Source organism: Oligoflexus sp. (assembly GCF_035638955.1).
Lineage (GTDB): Bacteria > Bdellovibrionota_B > Oligoflexia > Oligoflexales > Oligoflexaceae > Oligoflexus.
Map to the genome: position 1 here is coordinate 1 of NZ_DASQYZ010000489.1, position 20,244 is coordinate 20,244.

General features: G+C 52.2%; 19 protein-coding genes and 1 pseudogene. 8 read left to right on the top strand and 12 right to left on the bottom strand.

The window, feature by feature from the left end; genetic code table 11:
- The first annotated feature begins 186 nt into the window (after positions 1-186).
- Together VE954_RS40025 and VE954_RS40030 are read left to right on the top strand one after the other, a co-directional pair.
- A complete protein-coding gene (locus tag VE954_RS40025; RefSeq protein WP_324963777.1) occupies positions 187-618 on the top strand; it encodes a hypothetical protein in 432 nt (143 codons plus the stop codon).
- A gap of 219 nt (positions 619-837) precedes the next feature.
- Positions 838-4,248 carry a hypothetical protein gene (locus tag VE954_RS40030; RefSeq protein WP_324963778.1) on the top strand — a complete coding sequence of 1,137 codons (3,411 nt, stop codon included), beginning with the start codon at positions 838-840 and terminating at the stop codon, positions 4,246-4,248.
- Here the strand turns inward: VE954_RS40030 and VE954_RS40035 are convergent.
- Positions 4,204-5,532: a hypothetical protein gene (locus VE954_RS40035; protein WP_324963779.1), complete on the bottom strand. Its 1,329-nt coding sequence runs from the start codon at positions 5,530-5,532 to the stop codon at positions 4,204-4,206. The two genes, VE954_RS40030 and VE954_RS40035, sit on opposite strands and share 45 nt — an antisense overlap.
- 308 nt (positions 5,533-5,840) lie before the next feature.
- Here VE954_RS40035 and VE954_RS40040 point away from each other — a divergent pair, with 308 nt between their 5' ends.
- From VE954_RS40040 to VE954_RS40060, 5 genes and pseudogenes are all read left to right on the top strand, one after another.
- A complete protein-coding gene (locus VE954_RS40040) occupies positions 5,841-6,089 on the top strand; it encodes an FAD-dependent oxidoreductase (protein ID WP_324963780.1) in 249 nt (82 codons plus the stop codon).
- Entirely contained in the window at positions 6,090-6,542 is a 453-nt protein-coding gene (locus VE954_RS40045; protein WP_324963811.1) for a hypothetical protein, read from the top strand.
- A pseudogene (locus tag VE954_RS40050) lies at positions 6,467-7,066 on the top strand (FAD-dependent oxidoreductase). The gene VE954_RS40045 and the pseudogene VE954_RS40050 overlap by 76 nt, the downstream one beginning before the upstream one ends.
- Positions 7,067-7,207: 141 nt before the next feature.
- Positions 7,208-9,190 (top strand): AsmA family protein, encoded by a 1,983-nt coding sequence (locus tag VE954_RS40055; protein WP_324963782.1) that lies wholly within the window; start codon positions 7,208-7,210, stop codon positions 9,188-9,190.
- Between the two features lie 47 nt (positions 9,191-9,237).
- Positions 9,238-9,537, top strand: coding sequence for a DUF2795 domain-containing protein (locus tag VE954_RS40060; RefSeq protein WP_324963784.1), 300 nt, complete (start codon positions 9,238-9,240; stop codon positions 9,535-9,537).
- A gap of 76 nt (positions 9,538-9,613) precedes the next feature.
- Here VE954_RS40060 and VE954_RS40065 read toward each other — a convergent pair whose 3' ends face one another.
- Entirely contained in the window at positions 9,614-9,910 is a 297-nt protein-coding gene (locus VE954_RS40065) for a hypothetical protein (protein ID WP_324963786.1), read from the bottom strand.
- 425 nt (positions 9,911-10,335) lie between these two features.
- Between VE954_RS40065 and VE954_RS40070 the strand changes: the two genes are divergently transcribed.
- Positions 10,336-12,558: a family 1 glycosylhydrolase gene (locus VE954_RS40070; RefSeq protein WP_324963788.1), complete on the top strand. Its 2,223-nt coding sequence runs from the start codon at positions 10,336-10,338 to the stop codon at positions 12,556-12,558.
- Here VE954_RS40070 and VE954_RS40075 read toward each other — a convergent pair.
- The 10 genes from VE954_RS40075 to VE954_RS40120 form a co-directional block, all read right to left on the bottom strand.
- Positions 12,531-14,006: a hypothetical protein gene (locus tag VE954_RS40075; protein WP_324963790.1), complete on the bottom strand. Its 1,476-nt coding sequence runs from the start codon at positions 14,004-14,006 to the stop codon at positions 12,531-12,533. The genes VE954_RS40070 and VE954_RS40075 overlap by 28 nt on opposite strands.
- A gap of 78 nt (positions 14,007-14,084) precedes the next feature.
- Entirely contained in the window at positions 14,085-14,693 is a 609-nt protein-coding gene (locus VE954_RS40080) for a class I SAM-dependent methyltransferase (protein WP_324963792.1), read from the bottom strand.
- 62 nt (positions 14,694-14,755) lie between these two features.
- Complete coding sequence (locus VE954_RS40085) at positions 14,756-16,093, bottom strand: APC family permease (protein ID WP_324963794.1); 1,338 nt, start codon at positions 16,091-16,093, stop codon at positions 14,756-14,758.
- Between the two features lie 187 nt (positions 16,094-16,280).
- Positions 16,281-16,625 carry a hypothetical protein gene (locus tag VE954_RS40090; RefSeq protein ID WP_324963796.1) on the bottom strand — a complete coding sequence of 115 codons (345 nt, stop codon included), beginning with the start codon at positions 16,623-16,625 and terminating at the stop codon, positions 16,281-16,283.
- Between the two features lie 84 nt (positions 16,626-16,709).
- Positions 16,710-16,910, bottom strand: coding sequence for a hypothetical protein (locus tag VE954_RS40095; protein WP_324963798.1), 201 nt, complete (start codon positions 16,908-16,910; stop codon positions 16,710-16,712).
- A gap of 27 nt (positions 16,911-16,937) precedes the next feature.
- The gene (locus tag VE954_RS40100; protein ID WP_324963800.1) at positions 16,938-17,435 is read right to left on the bottom strand and encodes a hypothetical protein; all 498 of its coding nucleotides are present in this window, start codon (positions 17,433-17,435) and stop codon (positions 16,938-16,940) included.
- Positions 17,436-17,928: 493 nt separating this feature from the next.
- Complete coding sequence (locus tag VE954_RS40105; protein ID WP_324963803.1) at positions 17,929-18,213, bottom strand: hypothetical protein; 285 nt, start codon at positions 18,211-18,213, stop codon at positions 17,929-17,931.
- A gap of 99 nt (positions 18,214-18,312) precedes the next feature.
- Entirely contained in the window at positions 18,313-19,389 is a 1,077-nt protein-coding gene (locus VE954_RS40110) for a DKNYY domain-containing protein (protein ID WP_324963805.1), read from the bottom strand.
- A 147-nt stretch (positions 19,390-19,536) separates the two neighbouring features.
- Positions 19,537-19,911 carry a hypothetical protein gene (locus tag VE954_RS40115; RefSeq protein ID WP_324963807.1) on the bottom strand — a complete coding sequence of 125 codons (375 nt, stop codon included), beginning with the start codon at positions 19,909-19,911 and terminating at the stop codon, positions 19,537-19,539.
- 76 nt (positions 19,912-19,987) lie between these two features.
- The coding region (locus VE954_RS40120; protein WP_324963809.1) for a DapH/DapD/GlmU-related protein at positions 19,988-20,244 on the bottom strand (257 nt) is incomplete at its 5' end.

Here is a 20,244-nt window from a genome sequence, read left to right on the forward strand (position 1 = left end):
CCCGCTCGATCGGAAATTTTGAATTACGCCGCCGGGATTTGGAATCGGACGCCCCCGCAGGACGATTTTACATTTGTCATCCTGGAATGGGATCCGGCCTTGGGACTGCAGGACGCCGCTTAGACTCCCCGGCCTTATCCAGAATTCTAAACATGACGTCCTGAAATCAGGGCAAACCCACATGCGATGAAACAGAAGATCACGGCCGGGACCGTTAAGGGTCTCTATCAGGACATGGTCACGCTTTTGAGCAAGACAGGTCAGGAATGTGTGACAGTGGCTTCGAACAAGGAAGATCAGACTTTTACCTTCTTCAAGCCTCGCTATTTTGTGGCCAGTGTCAGTGGAAAATGGACAGCAGACAAAGTCGCTTATCCGCAGGTGGGGCCGACCGGTCACCCTTCCAGCACGTCCGGGCATGAGAGGATCGATAAGAAATATGCTCTGGGTCAGCTGCTGATTTCCAGCAAGGATAATAAGGGGGCCTGGCTCCCGTGGGTCGGTTGGAATGGTGCACTTTCCTACGATCATTATCTGAATGAAGTGAAAATGGTGATGAATGATTATCGCACGTCCTTCGGCGATAACAGCGGTTCCATCAAGGTCTGCTTTGAATGAAATCTGATCGCGCCCGTCCTGCCTCAGGACGGGCCTTGGTAAGGTACCCACACCCAGCCTCATTGTTCACATCAAAATAAGCCAAACAGGCATCCTATCCGCCACGTCCGTTCGGATCGTCCAGTGCGGATGATCCAACCAAAATCTTTCCAAAAAGCGCAGGAATTAGCCCATTGAGCCGTCTTATAAAGAGCGAAGACTTTTATGCAGAGAGATATCATGGTAGTACGGCTGAGCTTTTTACTTGGGATCCTTTGGAACCTCGCCTGTTCACCCACGGGAGCGCGACGTTTTGAAGGCGTCGCACGCATCTGCGGGGATGAGACTCTTGTGTCTGATCGAGAGGCAAGCGTGCTGCAGGTCAAACAACCCAATGGTGAGACATTGGATGCCCTGATGCTGGATCAGGTGAGCGTCCGCTTCCGGCCTCAGCAGGGCCCCATGCAGCCCCTGCCGATGACGCGAAAAGCGTGTGTTCGAGTGCCCCCTGAAAACGGCCAGGTTGAAGTTCAACTCGGCCGGCATACCTGGGCCGCGGTGAAGAAATTTGATCACAGCGTCCGTGCTCCCAGATTTGATGAACTCAGGCTCTCGCCTGTTGGCGAATTCAAGGTCAAGCTCACCTGTCCGGTCGATGGGTATTTCGTCAACCAGACTTTATCGATGCCGGTGGGAATCCAAATTCAAGGGTCTGGCGATTTGATGGGCTTTGCCTTACGCGTGCGAAATTCTGGAGATCAAAGCAGGACAACGCTCTGGCAAAAGCCGGTTGGCTCCCGGTTGAATGAACTGCCAACGGCGGTTTCCACCAGCGAGCTGGCCCAGGGGGTTTATAAGCTGGAGCTGATCGCCTGGGATTTAAGCCGAAACTGGGAGGACGCCACGGGCTATCAGGAATCCTGTGACCTCATCGTTTTAAAAACAGTACCCACGGTCACAGGTCTGCCGCTGGCCTCGAACCTCAGAATCCCCGTCTATGAACCCGATGCCATTATTCCTTTTGAATCCAATGATACCCAGGCACAGCTTTTCAGCTGTAAAGAAGCTGTGGATACGTATGCGCCTGACCAGCCTTGTCCGCCTTCATCACTTTGTGCGGGTGACGCGTCCTTCAGTGCCACTAATCTGGTTCGAATCAAAGAGCCTGGTCTCTGGCGGGTCCGTGCGTATTTTCAAGATCGGGCCGGCAATCGATCGGCCATGTCGTGCCGGACGGTCGCCATCAGCGCCAAAGCGCCAGGCTTAACGGTGCGGTGGGACGACGAGGCCCTGAATCGACCCGATGCGGTCCTGGCTCTTCCGAAGCCCTACCTGGCAGCCAACATCCAACTCGAGCATCCGCAGCTGGCGGCAGAAACCCTGGAATCCCATCTGCTTTGCAAAGTGGACTTTTTGGTAGGCGGCGTTTCCGTGCGGTCAGGCAAGGACGTGATGTGCGTGAACGGGAGTTGCGCGGGACAAAGCCTGGACACTTTTAGAACCTGTGATCGAAGCCTTAAAATGACGTTAGCAGCTGCTCTGCAGGAATCGGCTGTGAGTGATGCTCAGTTACGGCTCACCGTTCGATCGCAGGATGGAGCCGGACATGTTGATGAGAAGGTCTTGCCTCTTTGGCTTCAAAAGAATCCTTGGGGTTACACAGCTCTGGCCACACCCCTGCAAAAGCCCGAAGAAATGAGCATCAATGCCGCGGGTGAGGTCATTATCCGTGAAGAAGGCAAGACCTTTTTGCGACGCAGTCAAGGCTGGATCGAGCTGAATCCTCCCGTCACGGACCCGATTGCCAGTGTTCACGTTTTCTCTGCACCAGAGCATCGTACGCTGGCGCTGTGGGAAATCAAGACGCCAACGGCAAACGCTCCGGATCAACGGCAGTCTTTCTTTGCAGAGCTCAAGGATCAGAGCTGGCAACGCCTGGACGTCGAAGGTTGGAATCCAGCTGTCGATCGCTGCGATCAGATCTTTTCGGCCCGATCTCACACTATCCTTTGCAGCAATAGCAAGGAATTGATTCAGTTGAATGGATCGCGTGTGGAAGCTCGTGAAGCTGTGGACGCCGGTACGACTTGCCTCCAAAACAGCGACGTGGGGAACATCGTGCGTTACGGCCGGACATCCTGGGCTGTCGCCTGCAGGACAGGTGAACTTTGGGTGACCCGGGATCGCGGCGGCTGGGAACTTCTGGACGAGAACAATCCCCTCGGCGCGGTTAAGCCCTTGTCCTTGAAAGCAGATTCTGAAGGGCGGCTTTGGTATATCAAGGGGTTCTCGGTTGGCTACAAGTTTTACATGTTTGTTTGGGATCAAAGCGAGAACAACCTTGTGCAGGCTCCTGATCCGATCGAACCGAATTTTCCGGCGCTCACTCTGGCCCTCAATTCCCGTGGTCAACTTTTGTTTGAGCGTTATATTTGGGACGAGGATAAAAAAGCCTGGTTGGAACGCCCTCAACTTCGCGAGCTGTTCCCTACGGGTGTCCTGCGGGCCCTCAATGCGCCTGATGGGGGTGTTCTCTATGAATCGGTCGAACAGATCGTCTACGAGAATCCAGTTGATATGGACTGGCACTTGATACCTTGGAAAGGTTTGAATGCTGTCCCCCGAACATCGACCTTGACCCTGGTGCAAGGACCTGAATCAGGCCTCTGTCTTTTAGCTGATGCCACCCCTGCTTTGCACTGCCAGGAGCCGTCCAACTGGAGTTTTTGGGGTAAAAGGTATCTCAACCTGCCGAATGAAAAAATCGTATCTGTGCAAGCTGACACCAAGGGGTTTTTAACGGCTCAGGTGGAAGGGCGAGGCGCTTTTCAACTCAGGGATGGGGGTTGGAACCGGTTTTTGCCGGAAGCGAATTTCAGGGTAACCTCTGTGTTTCCAGCCCAGGACAATTATTATCTGGGGAGTCCGGAAGGCGTGTGGAGTTACGATGCCGCGGCCCGTCGCTGGATCAATGTATTCTCGTTCATAGAAACCGCCTTCGAATATTCAAGCTGGTTGGCTCATGACCACGCTTTTGCCCGGGATGCGAAGGGTCGCGAATGGTTTGTGCAGTCCACAGGAGGCTTTCTGGTCCGCGAGGCGGGACTCTGGAAAAGGGAGCATTGGTTTGATCCGGATATTCTTGTCGATAAGATCGCCGTGGTAAATGGTTCCTTTGTCGCGATGAGTGGACTCCCACCTTTTGCGTGGCCGCGCATTACCACCTTTGATGAAGCCAGCCAGAGTTTTTCGGTGCGCAACCTTTCCGAATGGTCCATTGATCCCGAAAACCTCACGGCCTACGATTTATCGCGTGAGGGCATGCTCGTGATGCGGGAGACTTCAGGCCATCTTGTTATGATCGATCTTCGCAGTGGCAAGCTTCGCCGCGGTCCTGCGCCGCATGACGGTCTGATCTTCAAGGCCTTTGTTCATAAAGAGCGTCTTGTGCTGGTGATGGAGTCAGGCGTTTATGAAGAGAGTGAGCCTGGGGTATGGAAAGTCGTTTTGGATCGATCCGTTATAAAACCCGAAATTGAGTGGCAACCCCAGCAGGCGTTTTTGGACGCCTACGGCCACCTATGGATACCGGTGACGCTGGCGCCTTCAAGCTGGTTTCATGATCTGCTGCGCGTGGACCTGCGGGAATAATTTTGGATCCACGCTGCGGCCTAAACATACGATGATTGGCAAGCCCAGGGTATCGGCGCTGGAGCTTGTGGTCTCCAGCAGACGGTGATTCATGCCCGACTCCGTAAAAAATGGGGTAAAGGGTGCTGTGAGAATGGCAATGGGCTCCTCGGGCTGGCGACCGGTCAGTTCCGTGATCCGTCGTCTGTATTGCGCTGCTTCCGTTTCAAGTCGCTTGGCAATGCCCGGATGTTCACCAGAAATGGAATATTGAGCACATTCCTCTGGTCCCTGCAGACCTGTGACCGACCTGCCACTGCTCACCCCAACATCGTAGATAATGGGAACAGTCAGTGACTCGCGAATGATCCTGGGAAGTTCCAAAGTAAGGAAATCGACATAACGGACGGCCATGCGCATCACGTCTTCATCGCTTTTGTCATTCGAATAAAAAGCCACACGATGCTCGTCGGCGGTCCAGCTGATGTAATAGGTCAGGTCGGGTACGATATCGGGAAGCTTCCGGAAGACGATACTATAAAAGTCGTTGAACAGCTTCGCCAGCTCGTCAGGGGGAAGTTTTTTGGAAAGGATTTGATACGATCTCCAGTCGGACACGACGAAAACAGTAAATCTCTCTTTGAGTTTGGAATCCTCCAGATCTTCTATGGATTTGGACGTCGTCACGAATTCGTAAGCCGCCCGCGTAGGCAGGAATCGCTTCATGGCATTGAAACGGTCCAGTAGTTCGGATTTCACGTGTCTGTGAATGACGGAAAAAACGAAGAAAGAAACAACATGGTACTGAATGAGGGACCGGAACGCGTAGTCGATGTTCCAAACCAAATGAACGATTATGCACGCTACAATGTTGATAAAGCATGAAATGCGCGTCACAGCATGAAATTTTCCTATGGCGGCATACGTCACGATCAGAGTCACAATTGTACCCTTGAGAAGATCCTCTTGAACAACTGGATAGGCCTTCGTATGGACCACAAAGTGTAAAAATGTGAAGTTCAAAGCGATCACGGGAATAATCATGTTCGCGACGGCAACTCTTTTTTGGACCTTGGGATGGCGTCTCTGCAAGAGAATATTGATTCCTATGAACCCGATGAGGCCACCCATAAGGCAAATGCGGACGGTTAAAAAGTGGAAGGCGAGGCTGACTTCGAAAGCGACAAAGTCAAGACAGGCGAAAGCAGCCATGCAGACAATGACAATGATGGTCCCAGCCAGCGTGTGCCTGGCGCTCACATTGCTGACCCATTCACGGTAAATCTGCTTTTCCGTAAAATTCATCCTGACCACTTCTTGTGGGTTGTGTCGTGACAAGAGTCCTTCGGAATACTAGACGGCAGGCTTTGCTTGAGGTTTTTTATTCAGATATATCATTGGATTATGATGTTGGATTCCGAAGCTGAAAGGGGCAGGAAAGAGGGCCTGCCTGCTTTTCCTTGCCTGACGGGGATGGAACTTCCCATAACCAATTTCTACTTCAGGTGCTGAACGGATCCTTCATTGCATACTTTCCCGGCTTGGACAACGTCTCCTGTTGCGGCAAACTCGGCTTGATTGTGCCTTGAACCTGATGGCAGTAGGAGGCCCACGTGAGAAAGCATGTTGTCATCGCAGGCGGTGGCTTGGGCGGTCTGACTTGCGCAAAATCCTTGGTGGATCACGGCCATCAAGTCACTGTCCTGGAAGGTCTGCACTTTCTCGGAGGACGGGCTTCAACCTACCGCGATAAGGACGGTGATTGGGTTGAGCAAGGTTTGCATCTTTTCCTGGGCACGTATTCCAAATTCAAAGAGCTGCTCCAGGAGATTGCGCAGCCTCCCGACCAGACGCTTTTTTAGATGGATGAGATTCGCTTCCAGGATCCACAAGGACCGCAGGCTGTCTTTGGCATCAATCCTGTCACTTCACCACTGAAATCGATCATCAGCCTGCTGGGCCAAAACGTTTTTTTGGATCCGCTTGATAAGGCAACTCTGGCGAACATCGCTGTTCAAGGGCTGCGGACAGCCGAAGGTTTGCGGCATAAATTCGATGACAGGACGGTGACAGAGATCTGGAAAAAAAGTTCGGGGCGCGAAGATGTTATGGAACGCTTCTTAAGACCGTTCTGCCGCGCTATTCAGTTTACGGATCCGGATCAGTTCTCTGCTTATAATTTTCTGGGTTGGATTCACAATGTCGCGTATGACCTGCCGCATTCTCTGGCAGGCATGTCGTGGCGATTCCGGCCTGGGAATTTGTCCCGCTTATTCCGACGCCTTTGCGTTCAGAGCCTTTCTTTCACAATATAACCAGGCTGCCTGTCGCACCCGCTATTGCCGTACAGATTTGGTTTGATCGCAAGGTCATCCCTACGAAAGATTTCGTGCTTGTCGCCCGCAGTGTTGTCCCCGTCTACCAGGAACAATCGTCCATCTACAAAGACACCCAAGGAGACAGAATTTCTGTCACGATTTCGCCAGCAGATGCCTATTTATCGTATACGGATGCGGTCCTCACCCAATTGGTCATCGATGAGCTCAGTCAAGTCGAAGCTGGGATCCAGGAAGCTGGCATTCTGAAGTCAGTCGTGCTGAGGCACGAATAACACCTGATTCGGCCGTTGCCCGGTGTTATGTCCCGGCGCCCCACACAGAAGACTCCGGTCGCCAACCTTTTTCTTGCAGGGGATTGGACTCAGCAGGATTACTTCGGCAGTCAGGAGGGTGCGGTCAGGGGCGGTCGCGCTTGCGGCGATGCTGTCCTTCAGCACTTGGACACTGAATCGGTCCGAGGGCCTGCGCCCCGTGACTCAAACCTCGGTATGCAGATGTAAGGGGTCGAGGCCTGCCGCTTCTTGCCGCTTACTCTTATGACATCAACATTCTTCCTGCGACTCCCCCTGAATCCTAGGTATTGGCTTCGCACCGTTTCGCATGCGAGAAAGAATCATTCGGTTCACACTCGGAGAAACCGTATGCGATACATAAAAATTGCTGCGTGGACCGTGCTTGTCAGCTTGGGAACACTGATAGTTCTTACCGCGGTGTTGATCACATTCATCAACAATAGGAGCTGGGATATCCAGTCGAAGGTCGCTATCCGAAGCCTGGAAGGAGCGACAGGGTTAACCATTGACCGTTTAGGATACCTGAAGATCCATATCGGACGAACGGTGAGCGTCCAGATCAATTCTTTGGCCATGCATGCGAAAAACCCAGCTCAGGCATCGGTGGTGATAGGCCAAGTTCAAGCGAGCATGGCCTTGCGTCCCATTCTTTTTAATCGCAGACTTCTCATCCAAAATCTGGAGCTGGCCGATGTTCGGATTTGTCTGGACGAACCACGCACAGAGCATGCCATGCGGCCGGAAGTCTGGTCGCAGATCCTGAAAGTGGCTCGAACCACATTCGTCCAGTCAGCCCACATCCGTAATGTCCTTATCATTTACAATGATAAGGATGAGAAGGAATCTGTTGCATGGGCGATTGATGATCTTGTCATAAGCCCATCGGCCAGCTCCAGGGAAATGACTTTGACGGCAGGAGCCGCACTTGGATCTCTCCCTGTGCAGCTCAAGGGTACCTGGGGCTCCCAGGAAAAGTTTGATGATATACAGTCAGCGTTTCCCTTGGTCCTGCGGCTGAATGGAGGCGACCGACTTCATTTGGAAGTTAAAGGCCAGATCAATCCGGGGCGCACGGCGTCGCATTTCATCGTGAACGCTCCCAGGATCGATCCAAACCCTTTCATACAAGCCCTTCGACTTGAGTTCGGCCCCCTTCCTGCCATGAGCCTCGCCATGGAAGTCGTGCAGTCTGAGAATCATGTGGAAGCTCAGGACTTTGCCATGTGGCTGGGCTCCAGCCAAATCGTAGGTTCTCTGATGTTCCATGCGAAAGGAAACCGACCGATGTTTAACGCGAATTTACGTTCGCCTTCCCTTCGCCTGAGCGATGTCAGGGGCTTGCTTGGACCTTGGGGCAAACAGGACCCGGAATCTCCAAATTTTTTTTCGCGGGATATCTTTCCCCTGGCCACTCTGCGGGGAATCGATGCCAACATTCAGCTGAAAGTCCCAGCTTTGACAGCTCCGAGTTCCGAGCTCATGCTTCATGATGTCAACCTTGGAGCGATTCTTAAGGATCAAAAGCTGACAGTAAACCCTTTCTCGTTGGCCTTGGCGCAAGGTCGCATTATGGGGACTATCCAGGCATCTCTGGACAAGGATCCCATGGAAACAGAGCTTAACCTCGATGTCAGAAGCCTGCAGCTTGAGAATGCTTTGCAGGCTTTTCCTGAGGACCTGCCCTTATTCAAATTGAAAGCGTCCGAACTGATCAAAGGCCGACTCATAGGTACCATCGAGTTACGAAGTCGAGGACAATCTTTTCATGAGCTGGCGTCGAACGCCACGGGCCGTTCGCAGTTTGCAGTGGAGGACGGGCAGCTTTCCAAGGCCGCATCGGAAGCGTTTGGCTTCCAGTTGGTTGGCACCATCGCTGGGCTTTTCAAAGACCGACCCTTTGTCGATCTGCAGTGCATGATCTCGTCTTTCGCAGGCCATGATGGACTGTTCAAGAGCCAGGCTTTTGTCATGTCGACACCTGATGTCAATATCGAGGGCCATGGTGCGGTCGATCTAGGCCAGGAAACCATTCAGATGACGCTTGAAACGAAACCTCGCAAGACAGTCGTAGGAGCTGTCCTTTTACCCATCCGGGTCTCTGGACCGCTCACGCATCTGTCCATCGAACTCGGCCAGGCCAAGGAGAAGCAGCCGGCTCAGGAACCTGATCAAGGCAAGAGCCTTGGTCAAACCCTGGCGGGCATTTTACCTTTTGTAGAGCCCGGCGATGAAAAGGAAAGTGCCTGCCGACGCTACCTTGCCACTTTAAGCAGTATACGCACCAGGAGCCAGGCGGGCCCCAAAGGTCCCACTGGACCGGCGGGTCACTGATCCAATCGAGAATGATGAGATCCAGTTCATTTATAAAGGATTCGCATATGGATCAAGATCTGAAGAACTATCTGAGCCGTATTCAATTTCCTGCGGAACAAAAAGACATTCTGGAAACCGCAAAGCGCAACAATATTCCTGAAGATGTCTTAAAAGTGATTAGCCTTTTTCCTAATCGCCGGTATCAATCGCTGGATGATCTGCTGCGAGCCTTCGGAACAGATGCTTCTGAAAGCTCGACCGTGGAATATGGTGTGAACGATACCAGCAGGGTCGGCGAAAACGCCTATATGCAACGCGGGGCAGAGGAATCTTTTCAACCGGAGTCGCGGACCGGGGGTCTTTAGTCAGCATCAGATGAAATATGGAAAGGGTGGTTAGGAAACCACCCTTGAAATTGGCCATCACCTTAGCTTATATCCGTCACTGAGGTGCGCCTTGTTGTGTATCCGAGGAAACATTGGGACGACCTGAAGCGTTGGTTTGCCGATTTCGAGCTTCACGGCCCCGGTGCGTTCCCTGCCCCGACGGCCCAATATTGCCCTTCTTATTATCCTGACCTTCCGAAATATTGATTTCAGACTGCCTATCCTGCTCTTCGTTGGCATGGAGTTCTATGGCGTGCTTCTTGGGCTCGCCGCCAGAACTCTGTTGGCCCTTATGCTTTTCGGAGCGTTCCTGACTATGGGACTTGCTGTTCATTTGTGTATGGATGGGCATAATTCAGGCTCCTTTGTAAAATTGACGAGTTCGCCTTCGCCTTCATGATTTGCAAAAAGCACACCATTCGCCAAGGTCGAGCGCATGAATCCAAAGACAGGAGAATTTGCCTGAGAATTATATCCTGGTGGCTCGCACCAGCATGCGTATTCGTTGGAGAACTGTCCTTATGATGATTCATTCCTTGAATAACAAAGCGTCGCAAGAATGCGAACATAAATGTTCTGATACAAGGATTTGCAAAAAATCCTGGCACAACTTTTGAAGATAGCTGTTTATGTCTCCTTTGCGATTGAGCCGAAGATCATAGACATGCGACAAAAGCCGCAAGCTCACATCTGGAAAGGCTCAATTGCAACTTCCTATCAACAAGTCCGTTGAACGTCAACGCAACATGAAGCGTTTACAATATAGAGGTTGATGACATGTCCAGAAATCTTGAAATCTGGGGTGGTGTGGAATGCACCGTAAACAGAGTCGGCGATATTTATTTCGATCAACTGTCTTTCAGTGGTCACGACATGCGTCTTGAGGATCTCGAGCGTTTCGCGGCTCTCGGTTTGCGAACCCTTCGTTATCCCGTAATCTGGGAGCGCATCGCCCCCGATCATCCCAACGAGTTTGATTGGAAGTGGACGGATGAGCGATTGATTCGCGCTCGCGAGCTTGGCATTCGAGTGATAGCAGGCCTTGTCCATCATGGAAGCGGGCCTAAGTATACCGACCTCCTTGACCCCTTATTTCCCGAGAAATTGGCTTCATTCGCAGAACGAGTGGCCGCGCGTTACCCTTGGCTGGATGCTGATACGCCCATCAATGAGCCTCTGACGACAGCACGATTCAGCGGCCTCTATGGTCATTGGTACCCTCATGCTCGCAGCCATCGTGCTTTCGTTCGCATGCTCTTTGCGGAATGTCATGGAACCGCGCTGGCTATGCAGGCCATTCGTCGGATCACGCCTGAGGTTATGCTCGTGCAAACAGAAGATATGGGGCGAATATTCAGCACGCCTTTTATGGCCTATGAAGCATCCTATGAGAATGCACGTCGCTGGCTTTCGCTGGATATGCTTACGGGTCAACTCACCCCTGATCATGAACTTTGGAATTACTGCCAGACGATGGGCCTGACGGAAAGTGAGCTTCAGACTTTTATTCAGTCGCCCTGCCCGCCGGATATCGTGGGTATCAATCACTACGTAACCAGCAATAGATTTTTGGATGAACGTCAGGAGCGGTATCCCGTTTGCTATCACGGGGGCAATGAACGGCATCGATTTGCCGACATCGAAGCTGTTCTGGTCGGGGCCGAGAACATCGTTGGGCCACGCGAAGTTCTCAGGCAGGCTTGGGACCGTTACAAGCTGCCTCTGGCTATTACCGAGACTCATATTGGTTCCTCGCGGGATGAACAGCTCCGATGGATCGATGAATTTTGGCGAACAGCTCTGGATCTGCAGGATGAAGGTATTGATATGCGGGCTGTTGCCATCTGGGCTCTGCTAGGTTCCTATGACTGGAACTGCCTCGTGACGCAACGCAAGGGTTGCTATGAATCGGGGGTCTTTGATATGCGAGCAGGCCAACCGAGACCCACAGCACTGGCAGGTTTCGTGAAAGCTCTGGCTCATGATGAACCCTATGATCATCCTGTCCTTGATATGCCTGGGTGGTGGCATAGGCCGGATCGCCTGCGCTTTGCCCCTGTTAAGTTGAGGGATATCGGTATCGCAACCAAGGTCCTTCAGGCTTCGAGTCGAACGAGTCGACCTCGCGAGGTGATTATTACCGGCAGTCCTGGGCCTTTGGCTACAGCCTTTGCCTATGTTTGCCAGCGTCGTGGGTTGCCTTACCGACTTTTCTCTCGAAAAAATTTTGATATCAGTGATCAGAAGGCAGTCCATATGGTCCTCAAGGAAATTCAACCATGGGCGGTGATCAACGCGGCCGGATACAGTCGAATTGATGATGCCGAGGTGAATATTCAAGCCTGCCAAAGGGATAATGTGATCGGGCCTTCCGTGCTGGCCGCAGTCTGCGCGGAGCATAATATCCCTCTGCTCACGTTCTCAAGCCATCTGGTTTTCGATGGTAAACAGAAGAATCCTTATACCGAAACATCTTCACCGGCACCTCTGAATGTCTACGGTCAATCCAAAGTGGAAGCCGAGAAAATCGTCCTGTCCCAGTGGGAAGGAAGTCTGGTCATTCGAGCGGGTGATTTTTTTGGTCCTTGGGATGAGACCAATCTTCTGACGCTCAATCTCCGGAAGATCTTTCAAGGTGTTGATGTCACGACAGCGTCGGATGTCATGGTCTCACCGACCTACCTGCCGGACCTGGTCGACTCCAGTCTGGATCTTCTTATCGATGGAGAAACGGGTCTCTGGCATCTGGCCAACTCCGGAGTGACCAGCTGGGCTGCATTCACCAGTCTGGCCGCTGAAGCCTGCAATCTTAACCTTGACCATATCGTGACCGTTCCGGCTTCGGAGATTCGGTTTGCGGCAACCAGACCGTCCTTTAGCGCTCTGTGCAGTGAGCGGGCCCGTTTGCTCCCCTCACTTGAAAACGCCATTGAACGTTACGCTCGCGAAGGTCGAGCCGCGTTTGGGCAACACTACTTTGACCCGGGGGCATCGGCGTAGATGAGTCCTAGCTTCCAGGTATGCACGGGTCGACCTGACTCCTGGTTTTCAAAATAAGCTGAGGTCAAAGCATTCCAATCTTTCCCATGATCGGCGACCCACTGCCTTTGCCATGAGGCGCCGGTCTGCATACTGGTGACACGGGGTTGGATAATACGATCCAAATAATGACTGATTTCATCCTCACTGATCTTCAGACTTTTTAGACCACGGCGCGCGGCCGGCAGAAGCTCTTCGAGGATCAAGGTTTGAAGCAGGACATTGTCCCGCCCGCCCCAGCAGACCCGACTTTTCAAGCCGTCTTTGGCGGCGGCATAGAAATTATTCCGAGCTTCACCAAAGGGTAAAAACTCGTGGGGCTTCTGCAGCCTCGGGGCCAGGTCATGGCAAAGTCCCAGGACAAAGGCGAGGTCGGCAACCATATCCTCCAGCGTGGGGCCGGCACTCATGACCCGATGTTCGACGCGCAGGGCGGGCTTCCCATCCACACCGAAACCAATGACAGGACGGTTCCAGCGCCAGATCGTGTTGTTCTGCAGAGCGACATGGGACAGCTGATCAGGGGGTTTATCCGTCGCGATCGGCAGGAGGACCGGATAGCCATGCGCATTCTCCCAGAAGAGTTCCATGAGGCTCTCCTGCACATAATCAGACCCGAAGGTCACCCGCTGTTGACGCGTTCCATCCAGGCGCGTGAAACCCGGCAGACAGATTGCCTGCTCAAAAAGGGGAATGCGCGTCTCGTCCCAGAGGTCAGCTCCCAAGAGAAAAGGTGAATTCGCCGCCAGGCCCACCGAAGCGAACGATGCGACCACTGCAGCGTTAAAAGTGGCTGTCATGAGTTCATAGGGCGGTTGAATATGCACCTGGAATGAGGTGGCAGCCGCTTCCAGCATGATATCATGGTGCACAGCGTGCACCTGATCCCGCCCTTCGATGGACAACTGAAGCGGCTTGCCCCGCCGAAGATGGAGCACATACTCATTGAGGGCCCGGTAGCGATCGAAATCTGACATATGATCGACCGTCAGCAAGGGATCCCGAATGGTGGGCAATGTGCCAATCGCCAGCATGTGACCGTTGAGAGTCTCCATGGTTCCCTGAATCCGTTTCCAGCTTTCCTTCAATCCTTGGGCCACCCTTTCGAGGCAACCTGAACCGACGAGTTCAGGCTGAGAATTAAGCTCAGCATTGAACTTCGAGAGTTCAGGAACAACCATAGGGTCGGCCATGGACTCTAAAAATTTCTTGTTTTCAGGCAGGGGCTCAAATTTCTGATCAACCAGCCACATCTCCAATTCCAGACCTACAGTATGACCATCGCTGCACGAGGCAAAACGGCCGTCTTGGAACCAGCGTGCCAGGAGTGAGGTTTCCTCACGAAGACCCTGCGAAAATTCGTTCATGTCGGCGCTGGCACCAGGTGTCAGACTTATTTCCTGCCCCATTCTTGTCTCTCCTATGCGCACAAAACGTGCACGTTCTGCTATCCAATGGGGGGGATTGCAAAGCCGATGCCACCTCCTCTACATAAGATTCGCAGGAACATCTTTGGGCACGGTCCAGAGATAGATGGTTTTGCCGTCAACCTTTTCCACCCTATCAGGCTTCCATTCGCCCATATCAAACGCGTGTGACACTATTTTAGTGCCAGGCTTGAGCTCTTTTAAAAGCTTCGGCCTCAGTTTGCGATTGACGCTGGACAGAAGATAAAGCGTGACGACAGTGGCATCACTCATATCAGTTTTGAAGAGATCCTGCTGAACGAAGCGAACCTTATCTGTGACTCCTGCCCTACGAGCGTTCTCGTTGGCCTCTTTAATTCTTTCCGGATTGATATCGATGCCGACCCCCTGTGTGCCATAGGTCTGGGCTGCCGTAATAGGGATACGGCCATCACCACTGCCCAGATCATAGAGCACATCGTTCTTGTCGACCTCACCCATCTTCAGCATGGCATCCACAACAGCTTGAGGCGTGGGCACAAATGGAACATCACCAGGGCGTTCCTGAGGCTTAAGGCCTGTGTCGGAGGTTTGATTCCGCTGAGCTTCGGCTGCCTGTGGAACAGCAGGGGCAGCATATCCAACCTGAGTCATCACTAAACATCCGTAAAGCGCGCTTTTCATGTTCATTGCATGTCACCTCGTAGTTGAAAAGAATTTGGAAACATTCCGACCATCCCTAAGGATGCCGCTTATGAGCGGGCCAAAGGCTTCTTGCTGGAGACACCCTCGCCCAGGAAAAGAAAAGGAACACCGAGCGCAACGACCACGACCCCGACCATGGCTCCTATGCCTGTATAAACAAGACTCGAATAAAGAAGATAAGCGCTCGCGCCGCAAAATATGAGTGGCGTCAGCGGATAAAGCGGAACCCGAAAGGGGCGAATCACATCAGGCTCCCGATGCCGCAAAATAATAAGGGATAAACCCGACAGCATGAAGAAGAACCAGAAGACCGGTGCTGTGTAATCCACCATAGCCTTAAAGCCTCCGCGGGCCAATGACCCAAATGCCACCAGCACCAACGCGATGGACCCCTGCAGGATATAGGCGATGATGGGCGCGCTGGACACCGCCTGCCAGTGGTTCATGAATCGAAACACTGGGAAGTCCTGGCCCAAGGCAAAATTTGTCCGCGCTCCTGTGAGAATGGAAGCATTGATGGATCCGAGAGCACAGATGGCGACGAGCAAGCTGATAAAAACTGCGCCTTTGTCTCCCAGGGTCTGTCGCATCAGAGTTGCCGCGACGGCCTCTGATTTCGCCATGGTGGCCAGACCTAAACCCTGAAGGAGCGCCCAGTTGACGAGCAGATAGGTGACAGTAATGATCCCGATGCTCCAGATTAGCGAGCGGACAATATTGCGATTTCGGTTCTTGATTTCGGCTGAGATGAAAGCAGCCTCGTTCCATCCCCCGTAGGAGAGCAGCACGAAAACCATAGCCAAACCCAGGCTGCCCTGGCGGTTTACGGCGTGGACCGGATGGTGCGGTAGCGCTGAGGCACTTGTGATACCGACGATGATCAGGACACCAAGACCGACGATTTGAGCCGCGGACAGAAGGTTTTGAGTCCGTTTTCCCTGTTTTAAACCGATAATGTTTAAACCCGTGAAGAGGAGGATGACACTGGCCGCGTAAATTGCACTCGACATCGGACCCAGGGACCAGATCTGGGCCGCATAGTCACCAAACACAAATGCCAACAAGGCAATCGAACCGGTCTGCACAACAGCCATGCGCGCCCATGCATAGAGAAACGCGGCCTGATGGCCAAACGCTTTCTTCAAATAGTGATAACTTCCCCCGACATGGGGATAGGTCGTCGCGAGCTCGGCATAACAAAGCGCTCCGATCAGGGATATGACGCCTCCCGCCAACCAGAAGAGCAGGACCATGGAAGAGCTTGAGGCATTCGCCGCGACCAGTGCCGGTGTCTCGAAGATACCAGCGCCGATGACAATTCCTATGATGATGGCAATAGCATCGATGAGATTTAAGGAGGGACGTGGCGCAGCATGATCCTTCACAGTTTCACCTCGTCTTTAGCATGGTTCAACTCACAGAAGGGATACACATTTCATTGGATTTGCGTGCATCATGCACTCTTTTGTCTTACAAAAGGTGAGATTCCAATACAATCCTTGATCTCCCCCAGACCCGCGGCTGTGGTTGAGCTTCGATGGTATTGGAAATCAAGGGGGATTGGATTTGATATTATGGTTTGAAAAATCCGCAGCACTGCCGTGAAGCTTCCTGAAGATCATCGGATGAAATCAGACCCTGGCAACTTCCTTCAAAAGCCAAACTCGTGTTGACCGTGCAAGAGCACGATTCCATGCTGACACCAGAACCTTGGTGGGTGCAGTCTGCAACATAGTCGTTCCCATCCGCACACTGCCGCCATTCGATTTTGGATGACCCCATCCATGCACCGCTTTCAGCCTGCCATAGACTGCTGATGCCGCTGGTCTCACAATCCTGAGTTTGGCCTTCGACCGCTTGAAGTTTGCGATCAGCATGAGCGGCCGAGGTGAGACATGTGAAACACAATATAACCACTCTAACGACTCCATGAGTTCTCACGTGATCCTCCCTGATCTGGTGAATCCATGCCGGATACCGAGGGTACCCGGCAGCTGAGGTCTAACCCTGACGACCCTGATCAGCCGTCGACGTATCGCCGTTATCGCGTGAGCCTTGTCTGAGTGTTTGATCGAACGCGGCCTCTTCATCCAGACTGTCATCATCGTCATGTTTGGCCTGGCTGTTGTTAGGCTTTCTTTCGTTCTTGAGTTTTTTGGGATCATGCATGAATTGATCTTCTTTAAAGTTTTCTTTCTTCATGACAGACTCCTTTGAAATAAATATTCATCATGGCCCTGCGGGCGCGTCTGGAAGCGAGTCTCCCGCTTGGTTTATTCTGCGTGTCGCTGGATTGTAATCCTCAAAACCAGGCTTAGCGGCAATGCCTGTCGGCATGGTGTTTTCATCATCATCCGACCCTGCGTCGGCCGTTGCATTCATCGAACCGTCTTTAGGCCTGCGTTCGTCGCTCAGGTCCCTATCATCCTCGCTGATCTGTTGGCTCGCCGCTATATCTGCACGCTGTTCTGAGATCAGCGCTTCAACATCGGAAGGAGGAGCAGGATCTGCAGAGTCATAGGCCGCCTCGGCATCCTGGAGTGTCAGCCCGATCGTTTCATCTGTGGATGTGACGTTCATGCTGCCCGATACTTCATCGTTGGTGATGTCGCCATCCTCTCCATTAAACAGTGACTGCTGGTTTGAATCAGCTTTGACTCCTGACCTGGCCTGATCATCCGCTTGAGCCTGGCCTTGATCGCCTTGGGTTTGCTCGGCATTTGGCATAAAAGATCCCTCCATGGTGACTGTGAAAGAGGCATCTTTCGCCTCCTGAGCTTCCCACTTTTTTAGCAATAATTAGACCATCATTGACTTGATGAAGTTTGATCGACATGGTGAAAATTAAGGAGATCCCAGGCTGAGGAAAAAACAGCCAGGGTTCCTCGTGAGGCGCCCTCGCTGATGACATGAGCAGTTATTTAAGCTAAAACATGAAAAACCAAACCTACGAATACTGTCTAATGCATTCACAATCTGCACCTCTTGCATGAATTGCTTAGCACTGCATCGCAAGCTACAGCATTCATTTTCAGTTGAGAATATATTTTTAACGACTTCTAAAATAAAAAATTTCGTCCTTAATGCTGGACAACAATTCCAGAATTTTGGACAAAAAATCGTTAATTTTAAGGAGGAAATGTCCAGAATTCTGGAGGGGCGAAGATGCTGTTGCGTTAAAGCAACAGCATGGATTTTGTTTCAAGTTCTTACACTTGCCTTAGGGAGTCGCAGAGCCGCTCGGGTTTCCAGGCGACGGAGCTGGCCCGGTTACGGGTGGGTTGCAGTTGGGGTGCACCGCTTTAGGATCCACAACTGGCTTGGAAGGATCGGGACATATCGTATTCGGTTCAGGATTGTTGAGACCGGTCCCCATACTGCCCATGCCCGGTGCCGATTCTGGGTCAGATTTGCTCATCCCCGCTTTATCTTTGGTACAGGCTGGGCCCAGAGCGGATAAACAAAGCAGCATACCAACGCTGATGACCTGTGTAACTTTCCTCATCCTATTTCTCCTGACGTAAAAAAATCCTAATCATGAGATTTGCAAAAACTAAACCACGTCACGACAGGGACGCCAGGTCAAGGGATGGGAGAGATTCCATCATAGCGCCGATTTTTGTCCCTGGCGCGGTATTGAGGGCCATCCCATCCCCCATAGGATATCGTGAAAGCTGGAGGCGTCGGCACCAGCTATGGGCTCTCCTTGAAAATACACCAGAGATTCATCAGTCGCGAAATAGCCTGCAATGGGTCGATTTTCCATATCAAAAGCGAAAGTTCGAAACCTGGTCGGATCAGCACCCTGGAGCTTTTTTATCGTAAAAAAGACCGATGAGCTGTCGGTTGAGTAGGCGCTGTTCTGGACAAGGCGAAAGGTGGCGCCCAGGGACCCGGGAATCTTTTCATGTCCGAAATATCCCGAGGTCGCATCCTTGGCGAAAGATCGGTCGAGCGGCTTGAACGTGGAACGATCGGCTCCGGCAATGATTTTGCCCCATGAGAAGACCGATGCTTTATCCCGAGCGAACCCTTCCACAGGGTAAACTTCAAACGATGCGTAGTCGGCTTCATTCAAAACATAGCCATCGTGGAATATTCGGGTCGCATCTTTCTGGTAAGCTCCATCGATCACCTGAAAACCCTGATCTTCCGCAACGAGTCGTGCGCCGCGGTAAACATGGACGGCATCGCGAACATAAAGCCCGCTGCCTTCAACAAAAGAAAACGTTTTAGGATCACAGTCTGGCAGTTTTTGACCCAAGGAATAAATACCGCTCGCATCACGGTGGTAGCCATGTCCCAGGTCCTCACGGGCACGAAGATGGATCACCTTGCCACGATTCTGCGAGTCCTCTTCAAACACAGCAAACGTTAAATCAGGCGCCTTGAGTCCGTCCAAAGTGGGCCGCAAAGACACCGATCGATCCATGGCTATCGACACCCTGGTGACGTCCAAGGTTTGTGGAAGCTTCGTGATTGTAAAAGGCAGGTTGCCGATCGAGTAAGAAGGTCCATCATCGGTATGCTCCACTAGTTCGAGATTCAAACGCGTTGGACCACTGAATTGATAAAAACCCTCGTATGATATGAGTATTCTTAACTCAGCGTCAGACTTTGAACAGCCGACGGCTCCCAGCCAGAGCAAGGCTAATAGAATAAATTTATTCAGAAAATTCATGGTATGAGCCCAATCCTGTCGCGAGTTAGGAAACTTATCGACAGAGTTTGGACTTTTCCAAGCGGATTGAAAAGGATTTCGTATACAAGCGTATTCCTGGAGTTGGCGGACGTCTGGACGATGCCCGCTGCGCTCCATGGAAACGATTTAATGAGTTTCAGAGCCCAAACGGTCGCCGATCGCGAGCTGCTCGCGAATGGCCTGCAGAGTGGGAACGTGATCACTCCGCATCAAGGCGTTTCCAGCCTTGTCCACGAGCACAAAATTAAATTCACTGGGTTTGCAATGAAACCGTTCATGCAAAGGTCCGCCGGCGTGATCTTCAGTGATGACCATGATCTCATCACTCTCTTTGAGTTCCGCAAAATAGCGTTCAGCTTTCGCGTATTCCGGATTGGTGCGATCACTGGCCATGATAGCAATGACAGCTTTTTTGCCTTTGTATTGATCGATATCCTCATTGGAGAGCATGAATAATTCAGGAACACCGTTCAAACCTAATGCCGAAATGATATCTGCCATAAATGACTCCTTGTAACCGTCCAACCGGTCCTCTGAGGCTGCATTTCTTGTGCCAGGAGCATAAGCGTCAGCTAAACTATGTCATATGTGCATCTGATTCCATAATCTCACGCACCACCCGGCACGGGTTCCCTACGGCCAGAACCCCATCTGGTATATCGCGCGTCACCACACTCCCCGCGCCGATCACCGAACGTGAACCTATCGTAACCCCCGGGCAAATGATGGCGCCCCCGCCCACCCAGACATCCGAGCCGATGATCACCGGTCGTGCGAATTCCTGCTCGCGCCGTAACTTTGCATTCATGGGATGCATGGCTGTATAGATTTGCA